This is a genomic window from Bradyrhizobium lupini (assembly GCF_040939785.1).
In the GTDB taxonomy this organism is placed as follows: domain Bacteria; phylum Pseudomonadota; class Alphaproteobacteria; order Rhizobiales; family Xanthobacteraceae; genus Bradyrhizobium; species Bradyrhizobium canariense_D.
The window spans coordinates 6,090,928-6,105,385 of the sequence record NZ_CP162553.1 but is presented as its reverse complement, the minus strand read 5'-3'; the positions used below and the strand labels follow the sequence as shown (position 1 = coordinate 6,105,385).

Below are 14,458 nucleotides of genomic sequence, written 5' to 3'. Positions count from 1 at the left end.
GCTAACTTACCAAGTGAGCATCAAAAATCACTTCGGGACGCCATGATTACTTCTGCGACAATCAACATCGTCAGCCCCGCCCAATTCGATCGGGGAACGGCGCAGACGCCGGGATGCGAGCGTCACGCCGCGATCGCACCGGAGCTCAATATCGCTTCGGCCATCTGGGGTGGACTGTTTGAAGCGGGACCGGGATCACAAACCGGTGTTCCTCATCACGGAGAGCAAGAGACGATTGCCTACGTTCTTTCGGGCATCTGCGAGATCCGCTGGGGCGAGAGAGGCGAAACTGTCGCGAAGGCGAGGGCCGGCGATTTCATTCATGTGCCCGCCTTCCTGCTGCACATGGAGATCAATCCTTCGAAGCAGGAACCGTTTCGATGGATCGTCGTGCGCAGCACCGCGACGCCCGTTGTTATTAACCTCCCTGACGAGGCCTGGCCCACACTTCCGGTGCGCTCATGATAGAGCCAGGAGCAGCACACATCCGGCGCCGCCCGATCTTGGTTGCTATGGTCGCAATTGCCCTGGCCGCCTTCCTGGCGATCGCTCTTGTGAGCTCGCGCAGCGTCGCCGCCGGGCCTGGAGCGCCCTCGCCTGCTGCTATCCCATATCTGCCGAGCATCAGCGATCTGATGATCGAGACGATCCAGCCGCGGCACGAACGACTTTGGCGAGCCGAGCAGGAGGGAAACTGGGATTTTGCGGCCTACGAACTTCGAGCGCTCCGTGGCTCATTCGATCGGCTCGGGCGGTCCCATCCAACCGACCAGCAGACCTCTCTTCCGCAGATGATTGCCTCCGTCATGGAACAGCCGTTCAGGGAGCTCAACAATGCGATCCAAGCCAAGGATGGCACGGCATTCGCCAAGACCTACGCCGGCCTGACCGACGCATGCAATTCGTGCCATCAGGCTCTTAACCGCGGCGTCGTCGAAATCCGCCTACCGAGCAGGGCTTCCCCATCGGATCCAAACGCTAACGATGTCCCGCACAATTGAGGCTCTCACTGCGTACCGTAGGCATTCCCGCATCTGCGCGCAGCAAACATAAGTCGATAAATGGCGTAGCAGCCCCGACTTGATTTCACCTTCTCGGAAGAGTGATCCGCAACAACGCCGGGTTCTTGCGAGGAATGCCTACATCACTCGCGTAGAAACTTCCAAGGAAACGCACTGACAGAGCAGCCGTCATCGCAAGCCGCGAACTCTCCGCACGAGTGAGACAACGGAGACGAGTATGACTGTTTTCAAGATTCTGACCGCTGCGGCCCTGATCTCGATGGCGACAATTCCATCTGCGTTTGCAGCATGGTCCTTCGCGGATCAAGAGCCTGCGGCCTTCGCATCGATGTATCCCAACCGGATGTGCTGAATGGCGGGGCCTTGACACCTGCAGGCAGAATGGGCCTGGAGCGAGCCGGCGGTGCGGCTCCGGTGTTCGCCGGAGGCAACATTTATGTGCGGCCTCGGCATCGCTAACGCTCGCCCGAGAACTAGGCAAGGCATCGTGCGGCTGTTGCAAAGCGCCGCCCCTGCTTGCCGCGTTGAACGGGCGATGCGCCGCATCTTGAGCAGGTGAGATGAGCTCAGGAGCCGAAGCATAGAAGGCCGCTACACTCTGCCAATGGCATTCTCACCGACCGGAGTATGAATTCAGATTTAGTGTCTGAACAGCGATTTTCAGTCGAGGGGTTTCACTAATCGGCCTACGTTCTGATCGCGGCTGCAGCGGAGTGCCGACCAACAAAGACGCATCACGAGGTAAGAAGGCCAATGACGGCAACAGAAGAACATCTGTTCGATGACGTCGCTCGTTATGATCCGATCACCATCTGGCTGCATTGGATCACGGTCGCCCTCGTTTTGATGCTGTGGGTTCTTGGGCAGACTGCCCATTGGTTTCCAAGAGCAGATCGTGCTGCGATGTGGTCTGTGCATATTGTGGTCGGAGCTATCCTGCTCGTTGTGCTGCCCACAAGAGTTGTTTGGCGGATGCGATTCGGCCGCACTCTGCCGCCGGTCAGGGGCAGACTGCAACAAGTCATAGCCAAACTCACACACGGTAGCCTTTACCTCCTCCTCGCCCTGGTGTTGCTATTGGGAACACTCGATGCATCTTACAGGGGCGCTACCCTCTTCGGGACGTGGCCGGTCCCGCAGTTCGGTACGCACAATCCGGCGACTCTTCGTGCCATCCAGGCTTGGCATGGAATTGGAGCCAATACGACAGTGGTGGTCGCCGCATTGCATGCAGCTGCCGCACTAGTACACCAATACGGCTTCCGAGATCGGCTCCTGACCCGCATGAAGCCCTGAGTGCTCTCGTGCAGCCCAGACGGACCTTGAGTCAACTTTGGGACGCCTAGACCGCAATTCTAAAGCAGGTCGACCCAGCTGAATGGCATCATCTAGGTCCACGTGAGAACGGAAATGGCGCATGCCGCGCTGGCGGTTCAGGCACAAGCCTGACAGCCCTTCAGAAAGAACTTCAGCCCTGCCTCGATTTCCTGTTCGATGATCTCATCCGTAAGATCATTGAGGCCAGCACAATCAGCAGCGGTAGCTCGCCCCGGACGAGACTCTGGAATTGTTTGGCGGCTTCCGTCGAGTCGCCAAATTCCAGGAGCTTTGCGGCCCTGGCGTCTTCGAGAAATTGAGAGAGCCGCCGAATCGTTGCCTCGGGACCGCTTTCATAGAACAGGCGGGCGAGTGCGGGAAATCGACCACTCTCATTGGCGATGATGCGGACGAAGGCCACGTCCTTTCGATCGATGAAGGAATGGAGATATTGTTTGGCGAACTCCCGCAGCGCCTCGTCGATGCTATATGTACGGGAGCGTCATAAGCGACGTCCCCCGCCGAAGCCGATGGCGCCGAACGGCAGAGATGGATCAACGTAGCGCTGGCGTGGATCGAACTCACTCGGCTGCGGGTGACCGTACATCACCGTAGTGTCTAGCTGGACTGGCTCTTCAAGACGTCGTCAGCCGGGAGTGAATCTCCGGCCGAGTTAGACCTCCGAGCCATGTGGCCTTTTGCGCCGCTCGTAAGGGCAGATGTCAAGAGCGCCTTGACTGGCGGCGCTCGAGGTTATCAGTACACCGCCTACTCGACCTCGGAGGGACACTCGGGGCAACTGTCGCCGATCGAGTCCAGCACGTCGCCGATTTCGGCGACGGCCGCTTTCCGTGAAACGCCGGCCGGCGGGTCCCGAAGTGCAATCTCGAGTGCTCGCCCGCAGGCGTGCGGGTCGGCGCGGTCTTGCATCCAGCCGTGCTCCTCGCATTCGCGGATGGCGCCGACCTCACGCAGCACCGAGATGGCCCAGCCGCGCTTGTCCGAATCGCGGGAAGTCTTTCCTTGAACATCAGCATCGCGTTCGCTCCTGGCGCCCAACGAATCCTTAGTGACGCGCCTCGCGTTCCACGCCTTTACCACAGGCCAGGGATTCGAAAATTGCTGGTCGGCTTCTTGTCCACGTGTTCCGGCCCTTGTGGGATAATCCTGCCGGAGCGCCCTGCGCCTTTGCGGCAGCTTGGCGAGAGACGCGTGCAGCACGCCGGTACGCATTCTCACCGACGGGTTTATGGTCTGGAGGACAAAGCTGCCCGCCTCTGCACGCTCGCGAAGATGCTCGCGTGGGACTTGGATCAGACTGTTCCGAAGAGCTAACCGGTGCCTCCGGACCTATAGGCTGGGGATGAAGACTGCATGCTCGATACATCGCCGCGAGCGCCGCCTGCTCAGCAGCACCCCGCGCCGGGTTAGTCTACCATGCCGCAAGCTTCATCGCCGCAACTGCCTCGCGCTCGGGGTCGTCCCGCGCCAAGAGAAGCCGATTTGAGCAGACTTCGCCAATCCGATCTGGTTATCCGGAACGTGAAGGGTGGTGCATGTTTGCGCTTTCGCCCTGCACTTTGCGTGTCACCATTGCTCCATGTTGAATCGACAGGAGGGCAGCCGATGCGCTGGTATATCTCGGTCGGGTCTGTGCTGATCGCAGCGGCTTTGGCCGGCGGTGACGTTGCCGGCGTCGCTGCACCAAGCTCCACCCCTCAACTTGCGGATACCAAGGATTCGCCATCCCTCGATGTCGAACTCGTCATCGCCGTCGACGTATCCTATTCCATGGATCTGGACGAGCTTGCGGTCCAGCGCGAGGGCTATGCCCAGGCGGTCGTCTCCAAAGAATTTCTTCAGGCGATGGAGTCCGGCCCGCACAGCAAGATAGCAGTGACCTATTTCGAGTGGTCGGCATCGAGCGACCAGAAGATCATCATTCCCTGGCGGGTGATCGACGGCCCGGAATCGGCGGATGCAGTCGCCAATGAGATCATGAAAACGCCGGTTCGCCGAGGCTCGCGCACGTCGATCTCCGGCGCGATCAATTTCGCGATGCCGCTATTCGACGAAAATCCCTTTCGGGGTTTGAGACGCGTCATCGATATTTCCGGCGACGGGCCGAACAACAACGGCGAGCCGGTCGCCGGCCCGCGGGACGCCGCGCTGGCGAAGGGTATCGTCATCAACGGCCTGCCGATCATGGTGAAGGAGCCGTCCTATTCCACCATGGATATCGACAACCTCGATTGGTACTACGAAGACTGCGTGATCGGGGGCCCGGGCTCGTTCGTGGTGTCGATCAAGGACCGCGACAAGTTCAAAGAGGCGATCCGGGCCAAACTCATACTTGAGGTCGCGGGCAAGACCCCGAACCATCGAACCGTCCCGGTTGCGGAGAAGGAACCGCGGGTGTCTTGTCTGATCGGCGAGAAAATATGGCAGGACCGTTGGGGGCGATGAGAAGGATATGGTCAACCCATCGTGGCTCATGCGTTGGCCCGGCTTCAATGCTCCCCTTTATGAAATCAGGCTGCGATGCAGCCGATTTCGTTTTTGACATCCCGTCGCTGGATTGTCGCGAATGCCGGAATCATGACCGTCCCGTCAGCCTTCGGGGAGTTTGTCGCTGCTGCTGAGGCTAGGCGACAGGTCCGGCGTAGGCCTAAGCCGCCAGACGGCGCTCCGCTTCGGCCTTCCCTGGGTCATCGCCCGAAGCCCTCTTGAGGAAGCGGGCCAGGGCGGCTTTTCGTGAGTCGCGATCCGATGCGTAGACAGTTTGCTTGAATTCAACACCGTCTGGCCGATCAGTGCCGCAATGGTCACCTCGGTAAAGCCGAGATCGTTGGCGATGCATGCAAAGCTGTGACGCAGGAAGGGGGTAATATCGGATAGCGGGGAATCCGCGAAGACGTGCCTCCAATGGTTCGGGAAGCTGCCGAACGCGTTGTCCTCGCCCTGCCCGAGGAAGGCGTATGTGCCGAAATTGTCTGTGCGCCGTCGCTCGAACTATTCGACGACAGACATTCGGTGGCGGCGGAACAGGCAGTCGGCCGGCTTCAACCGAACGCTTCTGGATGTCGGAAGATTCGCCTGACCGAGCCGTGCGTTCGATATCCCACTATGAAGCGTCGTCCGTGTTTGGCGAGCGAAGGTTGCCAGCGGGACCTCCGCATGCCAAATAAGGGGTGCCGTGGGGCTACACCCCGGGGCTACACCAGGGCCTTCTGGCGTGCAGTAATCCTTATTTTACGGGGCTTTCTCGAAGCCGTTTTAATATGGCGGAGAGGGAGGGGCTCTCTCCCGCGCGTGCGAAAAGGCCCGGTAGATACAAGTTTATCTGTGTTTTTGGGCGTTCCTTGAGCCGTCGGTTCTACACCGAGGGTCTCCACCAATGGGAACGACCAGGATGCCGACCCCGATCAGGCCCAAGAAGGCCAACGGCAAGGAACAGAACGTCTACTGGATCCGGAAAAAGGTGCCCGTCCGGTACCGCGCCCTGGTCGGGAAGACCGAGGTGTGGCGGTCCTTGAAGACTAAAGATCGCCGCACCGCGAACGAGCGGATCGTCGCCGAGTCCATCAAACTCGAGCGGGAGTGGGCGGATCTGGCGCTGGAGGCGAAGCGGGATTCCAAGGCTTCGGCGGTGGGGTTGACCCACCAGGATCTCTACGCCATCCAGCGCGAGACCCACATCCGAATCCGCGACGCCCACAGCGCCGAACCCGGCAGCGGCTTCGGCGCGCTGCGCTGGCATGCGCTCGCGGCGGACCCCGACGGTCCGGACGAAGAGGAAGCTCTCGACCAATGGGCGCGCGAGGTGCTGACGCGGGAGGGTGGCCACCCGCCAAGCGACGCCTTGATCGCCAAGTTCAAGCCGCTGCTGCTGGAGGCCAGGCGCGAGGGATACAAAGATGTCGCGAGGGCCTCCAAGGGCGACTACAGCGAGAACAAGAAGCTCGTTGAGCTACCCAAGACCAGATCGAAGCCGAAGATCGATATCATGGAGGCGTTCGAGCTCTACTGCGGTCAGCCGCGGATCAAGGGAGGACTCGACGGACCGACGGCCAAGCGATGGCGTCCGGTCATCGAACGCTTCATAAAATGGATCAAGCATCGGGACCTCGCGCGGGTGACGCCGCAGGACGCGGTGCGCTGGCGCGACTACATGATCGGCCAGGGTATCGCTCCGAAGGCCGTGCGCGACGTCTGGCTCGCCGCTCCACGGTCGATTGCCACCCACATGCTCAACGCGCTGCGGCTCGAGATCAATCCGTTCGCGGGGATCAAGGTCGAGGGCGTCAAGGCATGGAAAGAGGACGACGAGCGGGGCTTCGATCCGGAGCAGGCGCTGAAGATCCTGTCTGCGACCGTCGCGACGCCGTCGCACCTGATCTCCGCCGAGACGAGGGCGGCTAGGCGTTGGGTCCCCTGGATCTGCGCCTACACCGGCGCCCGCGTCAACGAAATCACCTCGCTTTTGCCGTCCGACGTCCAGCAGATTCTCGGTCATTGGTGCTTCGTGCTGAGACCCGAGATCACGAAGGGAAAGCGGCTGCGCCGCGTGCCGGTGCACAAGCATCTGCTCGACCAGAAGTTCATTGTCTACGTCGAAGCACGCCGCAAGCTCGGCAAGCCGCTGTTCTACGATCCCGTCCGCGCTCGCGGAGGAAAGGGAGCCAATCCCCAATGGCACAAGGTCGCCGAGCGGCTGGGAGAATGGGTGCGCGATACGCTCAAAATCACCGACGTGCAACCCAACCACGGCTGGCGCCACCTCTGGCGCGAGATCGTGCGCGGCACGAACATGAAGCCGGAGTTGTGCGACTACATGTGCGGCCACGAAAGCAAGAGCGGCACCGGGGCGCGGTACGGCAAACGGAAGGTGCCGGTGCTCGCATGGCCCTCTTCCCGAGATTCAAAGTGCCCGCCTTGAACCGGCCGTCGGCGCCTCTCAAGCGCACGCGGCGCTCACCGCAGCAGATCGCCGCGGACAAGGACGACCGGGCCGCCCGGCGCACGGCCGCTTGACGGACTAGCGACGAAGCCATGCTTGGCGAGCGACCCACGATAGCGCGACGCTTCGGCGGGGGCGAGCGCGCAGGTCGGCGGAAGGCTGAAAAGGCCGGAAGGCGACGTCGGCAAAAAGAATCGGATCAGATGACTGTTGGAGCTTGCTGCGCTGGGAGATAGACGTTCGAAGCGACAGCATAAGTGGAGACGGACCGGATATTCGCAGCGATCCAAAGGTCGCTGCGCGGGACGTTACAATAAATTGAGTCTCAAATGAGAGTTCTAGTTGTCGATCCATACCGGCGCGATATCTTCGAAAAGGACATTCCGAAGACCTTGAAGGGGATTCAGGACGTCGTCCATGGCTGCATCCAGGATGTCACCCGGTTTCGCAATGGAGATATCTTGTACGTCAACGAGGACGCGCTGGGTCGCTTCGACGCGTACTTCGCGCTCGGCAAGGGCGAAGCTCTTCCTGGGTTCGGTGTGGTCGTCGGCAGCTCGGGCCCGGAGGGCGACGAGGGCCCGGCTCGCTCTTCTGTGGAGGAGCTGAGGGCCCGCATCCGGTACTCCGCTCAGATCTTTGGCGTAGCAGACGGCCAGTTCAAAGTTGGTAAACCGACCGGTCTTGTCATCCCTTCAGGCGCAGCGTCCGCGATCCTGATTGGAGGGCACATTGCGCCGCAGAGCTTGATGACGGTGTGCGAATTGACGAGGCCCACCCTCAAGGAGATCGAAATCTTCAAGACAGGCCGGGTGCAGGTGGCGATCGCGCGGGAAGAAAACGCAATGATCCTGACGTGGCGCATCCTCCGGCAGGCCGACGGCAAATGCCTCTTGTTCGAGACCCCATTCCATATTGGGCTCCAGGAGGCTGGAACGAAATATCTGCTGCCTCGTGAAACCGCGGAACACGGTCGTACGGTGCGCATGATGCTGCAGGACGAGCACACTAATTGCTGCGCAAGTCGTACCTGCGTCATCCCACCCGAAGCCAGTCATGCCATCGAGGAGGCGGTGGTCGATCAGGTCATCGACGCGGCTACCAATCCTGCTTTTCAGGGCTCATATCAGGCCGCCCTCGGACGATATTTTGCCGATACACCAACGCCCGGCTTCGGGTTCTGAGCAGCCTCCGGCTGTTCACGTGGTCCGCGATGGCGCTCGTTTGCGACGCTCCGGAGGTCTACGACCCCATGACGTCTGCTCGCGATCTAGCAGGTGGCTATCCACCAAGGCATGGGCACGTTTGGTCGGAACGCCTCTCCTAGTGTCACAGCTTCGGGCGGCGGAGAGAGTGGGAATCTCTCCCCGATGCCCCCAATGCGCGAAAATCCGCGGAAAACAAGGATTCCTAAAAAGCCCGGCCGAGTTTTGTGACCACCGGTGTGTACCACCTGTTCGGCCGATTCGGCCGTCAATCTCGGCCGATTTGGAGGCGAATGCGGACCTAGTGCTGCAAGCCCAAGCCTTCCATGGCCTCCGCCAGCATCCAATCACGGAACGCCATCGCCGGCGCATTGCTCTCTAGCAACGGCGGATGAACGAGGAAGTGCGATAATGGCAGGCGGCAGTTATGGTCGGACAACCGGACCAATTTGCCGTTGAGCAGATCGGCGCGAGTGACCGAGCGGCGCGCGAGCGCAATTCCTTGCCCGTCGATCGCCGCCTCCATCAGCAGATTCGCATCGGCGAAGGAGTTGCCGACGATCTTCCGGTCGATCTGCACTCCGAGCGATTTGAACCAGGTCGACCAGGGGACGTTCGGATCGATTAACAACCGCTCATTCACGAATGCCGACGGGTCTCGCGTGAACTGCCCTCCGTTGTAGCGCGGGCTGCAGACCGGGAAGATCTCCTCGTCCATCAGCCGGATGGCGTGAAGCCCCTTCCAGGTTCCGGTGCCGAGACGTAACGCGATATCGACCTTGTCCGACTTGAAATTGGCGAGTTGCCGATCCGACTTCACGTTGACGTGGATGTGGGGGTAATGCTCGTTGAATCGGGGCAAGCGCGGCAACAGCCAGCGGGCCGCCATCACCGGTAGCAAGCTCACCGTGACTTCGGCATCCATGGGGGAAGATCTCAGCGAAGTGAGTGCCCCGGTTAGTTCGGCTAACGAGCGCGCAACTCGATCATAGAGACGTCGCCCGTCCGGCGTGGGTACCATTCGGTGCCCCATTCGCTCGAAAAGCTTGATCCCGACCCGCTCTTCGATCTGCCGAATCCTTTGGCTTACCGCTCCATGAGTGATGTGAAGTTCTTCAGCCGCTCTGGAATAGCTGCCATGACGAGCGGCGACTTCAAACACGCGCATGGCTTCGAGTGGCGGTAAACGGACCATTTTTAGATTGTTAGTTTTGCTAACAGAGCGTGTCAATTCATATGGTTGGGCCGCGTTCGGCGGCCGTGGTCATGTCGCTCTCCGCAACGAGAGGAAGTGATCGTGAACGGACCCGCGAATATCGCCGATTCAAAGCCGCACACGGCGCGCATGGCGCTGCGCGATGACCGACTTGACGCGCTGCTAGGCCATCCGGTCGCCTTGACGATCCTCCGCTTGGCGGTCCCGAATTCGACCGTGATGCTCGTCCAGGTGCTGATGGGACTTCTCGAGGTTTACTTCATCGCAAAGCTCGGGCTCGACGCTCTCGCCGGAGTGACGCTGGTCTTCCCGCTGCTCGCGCTTACCGTAGCGATCTCCCAGGGTGCGACAGGCGGTGGTATCGTCACTTCGGTGGCGCGGGCGCTAGGACGCGGCGAATTCGCCGAGGCAAGCTCCTACCCTTGGTACGCGATCGGGTTGGCGCTGCCGCTTGGATTGGCAACCACCGCATTCATGTATGGGCTGGGGCCCTTGATCTATCGTGCGATGGGCGGGCATGGCGCTTCGCTACAGATCTCCCTGCAATATTCGACGGTGGTCTTTGGCGGAGCGACGCTGATCTGGACATTCAACTTGCTGATGGCGGCGGTGCGCGGCACCGGAAACTTGCGAGTGCCGGTCATTGTAGTGTGCTCAGGCGCAACGCTGCTGGTGCCGCTATCACCGCTTCTGATTTTCGGCGGCTTCGGCATTCCCGCGCTTGGCCCAATCGGCGGCGGCGTCGCACTGTTGATCAACTACGCTCTCGGAACACTTGCCTACGCAATCTACCTGTGGGGCCATATGGGCTTGTTGCGGCCTTCGCCAACCCCACCGCGCCTGGCGCTCGCGCCTGCCTTGACGATCCTCAAGATCGGCGGCGTCTCTGCCATCATCGCGGCGAGCACCAATGTAACGCTGACGCTTGTGACCGCTTACGTCGGCTCCCATGGTATCGCTGCTTTGGCAGGGTATGGCTCAGCCTCACGTCTAGAGTTCCTGCTTGTGCCGATCTCCTACGGTGTGGGCGGCCCGGTCGGCATGGTAGTCAGCGCCAGCCTTGGCGCCGGACTGATCGAGCGTGCGCGGCGCGCCGCCTGGACGGGCGCGGTTATAGGCGCTGCGGTGACCGCCACAATAGGACTCGTCGGCGCGCTGTTAGCGCGCCAATGGATCGGCCTTTTCAACGACGACCCCGGGACCATCCAGGCGGGCGTGCAGTACCTGCACGATGTCGGCCCCTTCTTTGGGTTCTTCGGTCTCGGCTTTGTGCTGTACTGTGTAGGCCAAGCCACCCGGCGGCTCGCGCCTTCGCTGCTCGGAGCTCTGACCCGCGCGCTGATCGCTGCTGCGGGCGGTTATCTGCTGCTACGCTGGAATGCGAGTCTCGACCTGAACTTTTTCGCAGTCTCTGCTGGGATGATGGCGTTCGGGTTGATACCGCTTTCTAGTCTGATGCAGCGCGTTGGCTTCGAAGCCGATGATATCTCCAGCAAGAGAACCAGATAGTCCGCCGGCAAGAACCGACCGGAGCCGCAATCACACTCGCCCCCGACACTCTTGGCTCCCTCATACCTTCGACTGCATTTTTCCCGGAAGCTTAACATGCCTGAATCCCCAGCCGGCAAAACCGGGCTACGCTACCCCTTTCCCTCTGGGGCGCCTCATGTTTGATACGGAGACAACCGCGCTTTTGCGCGCGGTCCTGGACGACGTCTGCGAAAGCGTTTCGCACCGCGAGATTGGAGCACGGACTCACGTCGCTTCGAAAATCCTGGAGGCCGCCACCAGAGGCGAGGTTTCGCCCGATGGGCTAAGGCGGGTCGGCCACGACGCGCTGTCCCGTGCACCCACGATGTGGCGCTGATTGATCCGGAGGGGGCGTGAATTTCCAGGTGACGGTCCTCAAGATCCTGGTGAGCTATCCGGACGGCTTCGCCGTGATGGAGGACCTCAAGCGCGACATGGCGATCCTGGCGACCAGCGGTCGCGACTGGGCGGACCGGACCAAACGCCTGGCCGCGCGGGTGCCCGATCTCGACATCTTTTCGCACCGGCTGGTCGAACGGATCGGTGGCGGGTGGAAGATCACGGCAAAAGGACGGGCAGTGCTCGAGTTCATGGAAGCCCGCCCCGCTGCGACCGAACCGATCCAGGCGTCTTTGGTCGAGGAGGCTCCGGCGCCGATAGTCGCTGCGACGCAGGTTGCTCCGCTGCGGCAACCCGCTGACCGTGCCAAGCGGCGCCGCGAACGTCGCGAACGGCGGCGCGAGGCGCGCGAACGAGCGAGGGCGAGCGCCTCCTGAAGTGTCCTACAGCGCCGGCAACGCGCGAAAAGAGGAGGACGGGACCCGAACCCGCGCGGTATCGCCAGCCGCTACCGCTCCGGCGGCCCTGACCACGCCCAGCACCCCGCATTTGAATGGAGGGCCCGTTTCCGCCCACGAGAGCAACTGTCGTTTCAAACCGGAAGCGTTTAGCTCCGCGCTGCAATATCGGCGGAGAGCGGCTCCTTCCGCCGGCCTTGTGCTGAGCGGACGCTTCCTTGCTTCCTTGCTTCCTTGCTTCCTTGCTTCCTTGCTTCCTTGCTTCCTTGCTTCCTTGCTTCCTTGCTTCCTTGCTTCCTTGCTTCCTTGCCGCCTTGCCACCTTGCACCGCATCTTAAAAAAGTGCGGCCTTAGCAGAAACAATCCGTCGCTCGCTCGGTTGAGGAGAATTGCCACGAGGATATGACATGCGTAAGTCAGCTTCAGCGACCGTTCTGTTCCTCTCCTCTTTCCTAGTCTCCGGCTTCGCCCTTGCTCAACAACCCGAGACTGCACCCGGCTCGAACGAGACCCAGACGACTCCTGTTCAGCCGGACCGTACGCCGCAGCAGTCCGATCAGGCGCGCGAGAGGGAGCGTAAGGCCGCTGAAGATACCCGCGTTAAGCGTGACTGGACAACACAGCGCGATGAGGATCGCACGGGTATGGACCGCATGCGTCAGCAGCATATGGGACGTATGATGGAAGATATGGACCATCGCACCACGGGCGGCAATTGGCGGACGCAGCGCGATGATGAAGATATGGACCGTCGCTCGCGATTCCGCGATGAGGATCGGCCGCGGCGCCGCGTCAAAATCTGCTTTGAATATGAAAACGGCGACGAATTTTGTCGTTACCGCGAGTGAGTTGAACGGACGCGCTGTTCTCACGTAACGGTCGCCGCTCCGGTGTCGGGTTGCGTCATGGTCAGTTGCGAGGTCCCTTGAGGATGTTACGCATGCCGTTCTCACCCCAGCCTTGGCTCCGCTGGAGTGGCCGTGCCTCGCGGCTCTAAGGGGGTCAATGTAGATGCTTCCATGAGAACCGCTGATCTCGCAGCTCCCTTCGTGATCAGTTGTGGAACGCGCATCCAATTCGAGCCGAGCTCGACAGCTCCTTCTCCGAGCGCCGGATCGTCGCCTGCGTGCCGATTGGAGCACTAGACTACCGCGATCGAGGTCATCTGCTCGGCCTTGAACCGGCAGCCGATCGGTCATCCTGCGAATGCTGCCTTCTCGGCCCCCGAGGTAGTTCCCGCGCCCCTCTGTAAGGGACTTCTCGCGATGCGTGAGGTTCTGGAGCAGTGTGTGCCTACATTGTATCTTTGGGGCCTCTGTGACGTCGCGGTAGGGCCATGGGGTTCATGCGTCACACCAGGTCACCAACAACAAGGCCGCGACTGAGCCAGAGGTATTTCACCTCGCGCCGGTGAGCTTGGCCATCCTCTTCCTCGATGCGGATCTGAGATATGTTTGTTGCAACCACCTCCTGGCAGAGATGTGCGGAACGCCAGTGTTTGGCATCGAATGTCCGGCTTGGGTCAAGGCGGCTGTCGGCCCCTGAGTGGGACTTCCACTCTACCTATCGCTCCAGGCCTACCGCTGCGGTTTGCCAGCGGCGATGGGCAACACGCGACGCCACCGACGCGCGACGCAACGCCGCCGCTACCGAAGCGGGCGGGACCGGCTGAACAAGAAACCGCTGGGAGTGAACTTTCGGGCTACTGCGAGCGCGCTGCCCTCGCACGTTTCGAGCGCGATCTTCTGGGCCAGCATGACGTCTCCAATCGGAAGGTCGCCAACGGGCAGGAAACACAAGCCGATCCTTGGACGGCCGTTTTCGCCGACCTCGCAGACATTCGCAGCCGCTCCCGCATAGATTCTGTAGCAGTTGCCCCGTGTCGCCACCGATTACCTCGAAATAACCCTTCTCCGCGAATTGCCGCCGTTGGACAGGCGAGAGGTAATGCCGCAGCAGCAGCAGCGCGCGTCCTTCCGGAGTGCTCTCGGCGCCGTGTCTAATGAACAGCGCCTTTGCAGCCCTCATCCGTGAGCGTTCATCCGGCCGCGACGGCCTGAACAGCCACACGGCTCAGCAATTCAGCCGCCGACCAGCCGGGGGAAGAAAAGAGTTTCTTCCGCCGTGGGGTCGAACGATCGGATCTGCGACACCTGACCTGAACCGGTTCGGACCGCAGCGGTGAAGCCGACGTTCGTCAGCTCGCGGAACCGCTGCTCCGCCTTGGCTAATTCTCGTGCATCGTCCGAGTCGAAGAAGTGACGGCTGTCGCCGGTACTGTCCATCACGGTCTGGATCGGCATGCCGGGGCGCAGCTTTTTGGACTTCGGCGAACAGCATCAGCCCGCCACAGCGTCACCGGATATGGCCATTGGTCGAAAGTTGGTCCGCATCCTTCAAGGTGATCGAGA

General features: G+C 61.1%; 13 protein-coding genes and 3 pseudogenes. 10 read left to right on the top strand and 6 right to left on the bottom strand.

Annotated features, from left to right (window positions below; all coding sequences use genetic code 11):
* The first annotated feature begins 42 nt into the window (after nt 1–42).
* The 3 genes from AB3L03_RS29040 to AB3L03_RS29030 all read left to right on the top strand — a co-directional run bounded on the left by AB3L03_RS29040 (nt 43) and on the right by AB3L03_RS29030 (nt 2,318).
* Nucleotides 43–465, top strand: coding sequence for a cupin domain-containing protein (locus tag AB3L03_RS29040; RefSeq protein WP_368507436.1), 423 nt, complete (start codon nt 43–45; stop codon nt 463–465).
* Nucleotides 466–512: 47 nt separating this feature from the next.
* Nucleotides 513–1,001 (top strand): cytochrome family protein, encoded by a 489-nt coding sequence (locus AB3L03_RS29035; RefSeq protein ID WP_368507435.1) that lies wholly within the window; start codon nt 513–515, stop codon nt 999–1,001.
* Nucleotides 1,002–1,775: 774 nt separating this feature from the next.
* A complete protein-coding gene (locus AB3L03_RS29030) occupies nt 1,776–2,318 on the top strand; it encodes a cytochrome b (protein ID WP_368507434.1) in 543 nt (180 codons plus the stop codon).
* Nucleotides 2,319–2,490: 172 nt separating this feature from the next.
* Here AB3L03_RS29030 and AB3L03_RS29025 read toward each other — a convergent pair whose 3' ends face one another.
* Nucleotides 2,491–2,760, bottom strand: a complete 270-nt coding sequence (locus AB3L03_RS29025; RefSeq protein WP_368507433.1) for a TetR/AcrR family transcriptional regulator C-terminal domain-containing protein — start codon at nt 2,758–2,760, stop codon at nt 2,491–2,493.
* A 347-nt stretch (nt 2,761–3,107) separates the two neighbouring features.
* Nucleotides 3,108–3,376, bottom strand: a pseudogene (locus AB3L03_RS29020) (hypothetical protein).
* 589 nt (nt 3,377–3,965) lie between these two features.
* Here AB3L03_RS29020 and AB3L03_RS29015 point away from each other — a divergent pair.
* Nucleotides 3,966–4,805: a DUF1194 domain-containing protein gene (locus tag AB3L03_RS29015; RefSeq protein ID WP_368507432.1), complete on the top strand. Its 840-nt coding sequence runs from the start codon at nt 3,966–3,968 to the stop codon at nt 4,803–4,805.
* A 202-nt stretch (nt 4,806–5,007) separates the two neighbouring features.
* Here AB3L03_RS29015 and AB3L03_RS29010 read toward each other — a convergent pair.
* Nucleotides 5,008–5,324 (bottom strand): annotated as a pseudogene (locus AB3L03_RS29010) (integrase); the annotation flags it as partial.
* A 427-nt stretch (nt 5,325–5,751) separates the two neighbouring features.
* Here AB3L03_RS29010 and AB3L03_RS29005 point away from each other — a divergent pair.
* Both AB3L03_RS29005 and AB3L03_RS29000 read left to right on the top strand, forming a co-directional pair.
* On the top strand, nt 5,752–7,278 hold the full coding sequence (locus tag AB3L03_RS29005) for a DUF6538 domain-containing protein (RefSeq protein ID WP_368507431.1): 1,527 nt from the start codon (nt 5,752–5,754) through the stop codon (nt 7,276–7,278).
* A gap of 350 nt (nt 7,279–7,628) precedes the next feature.
* Nucleotides 7,629–8,483: a hypothetical protein gene (locus AB3L03_RS29000; protein WP_368507430.1), complete on the top strand. Its 855-nt coding sequence runs from the start codon at nt 7,629–7,631 to the stop codon at nt 8,481–8,483.
* A gap of 322 nt (nt 8,484–8,805) precedes the next feature.
* Here AB3L03_RS29000 and AB3L03_RS28995 read toward each other — a convergent pair whose 3' ends face one another.
* Nucleotides 8,806–9,672 carry a LysR substrate-binding domain-containing protein gene (locus tag AB3L03_RS28995; protein WP_368509088.1) on the bottom strand — a complete coding sequence of 289 codons (867 nt, stop codon included), beginning with the start codon at nt 9,670–9,672 and terminating at the stop codon, nt 8,806–8,808.
* A gap of 129 nt (nt 9,673–9,801) precedes the next feature.
* On the opposite strand from AB3L03_RS28995, the gene AB3L03_RS28990 reads away from it, so the two are divergent.
* The 4 genes from AB3L03_RS28990 to AB3L03_RS28975 all read left to right on the top strand — a co-directional run bounded on the left by AB3L03_RS28990 (nt 9,802) and on the right by AB3L03_RS28975 (nt 12,895).
* Nucleotides 9,802–11,229 (top strand): MATE family efflux transporter, encoded by a 1,428-nt coding sequence (locus tag AB3L03_RS28990; RefSeq protein WP_368507429.1) that lies wholly within the window; start codon nt 9,802–9,804, stop codon nt 11,227–11,229.
* Between the two features lie 157 nt (nt 11,230–11,386).
* On the top strand, nt 11,387–11,587 hold the full coding sequence (locus tag AB3L03_RS28985; protein WP_368507428.1) for a hypothetical protein: 201 nt from the start codon (nt 11,387–11,389) through the stop codon (nt 11,585–11,587).
* 16 nt (nt 11,588–11,603) lie between these two features.
* On the top strand, nt 11,604–12,026 hold the full coding sequence (locus AB3L03_RS28980) for a hypothetical protein (RefSeq protein ID WP_368507427.1): 423 nt from the start codon (nt 11,604–11,606) through the stop codon (nt 12,024–12,026).
* Nucleotides 12,027–12,454: 428 nt separating this feature from the next.
* The gene (locus tag AB3L03_RS28975) at nt 12,455–12,895 is read left to right on the top strand and encodes a hypothetical protein (RefSeq protein WP_247398534.1); all 441 of its coding nucleotides are present in this window, start codon (nt 12,455–12,457) and stop codon (nt 12,893–12,895) included.
* A gap of 798 nt (nt 12,896–13,693) precedes the next feature.
* Here AB3L03_RS28975 and AB3L03_RS28970 read toward each other — a convergent pair.
* Both AB3L03_RS28970 and AB3L03_RS28965 read right to left on the bottom strand, forming a co-directional pair.
* Nucleotides 13,694–14,075: pseudogene (locus AB3L03_RS28970) on the bottom strand (hypothetical protein).
* A 53-nt stretch (nt 14,076–14,128) separates the two neighbouring features.
* Complete coding sequence (locus AB3L03_RS28965; RefSeq protein ID WP_368507426.1) at nt 14,129–14,350, bottom strand: hypothetical protein; 222 nt, start codon at nt 14,348–14,350, stop codon at nt 14,129–14,131.
* Between the last annotated feature and the right edge of the window lie 108 nt (nt 14,351–14,458).

Coding starts and splice junctions, on each gene's coding strand:
- AB3L03_RS29040 (WP_368507436.1), top strand. CDS start 43: ATGATTACTTCTGCGACAATCAACATCGTCAGCCCCGCCCAATTCGAT.
- AB3L03_RS29035 (WP_368507435.1), top strand. CDS start 513: ATGGTCGCAATTGCCCTGGCCGCCTTCCTGGCGATCGCTCTTGTGAGC.
- AB3L03_RS29030 (WP_368507434.1), top strand. CDS start 1,776: ATGACGGCAACAGAAGAACATCTGTTCGATGACGTCGCTCGTTATGAT.
- AB3L03_RS29015 (WP_368507432.1), top strand. CDS start 3,966: ATGCGCTGGTATATCTCGGTCGGGTCTGTGCTGATCGCAGCGGCTTTG.
- AB3L03_RS29005 (WP_368507431.1), top strand. CDS start 5,752: ATGCCGACCCCGATCAGGCCCAAGAAGGCCAACGGCAAGGAACAGAAC.
- AB3L03_RS29000 (WP_368507430.1), top strand. CDS start 7,629: ATGAGAGTTCTAGTTGTCGATCCATACCGGCGCGATATCTTCGAAAAG.
- AB3L03_RS28995 (WP_368509088.1), bottom strand. CDS start 9,672: ATGCGCGTGTTTGAAGTCGCCGCTCGTCATGGCAGCTATTCCAGAGCG.
- AB3L03_RS28985 (WP_368507428.1), top strand. CDS start 11,387: ATGTTTGATACGGAGACAACCGCGCTTTTGCGCGCGGTCCTGGACGAC.
- AB3L03_RS28975 (WP_247398534.1), top strand. CDS start 12,455: ATGCGTAAGTCAGCTTCAGCGACCGTTCTGTTCCTCTCCTCTTTCCTA.
- AB3L03_RS28965 (WP_368507426.1), bottom strand. CDS start 14,350: ATGCCGATCCAGACCGTGATGGACAGTACCGGCGACAGCCGTCACTTC.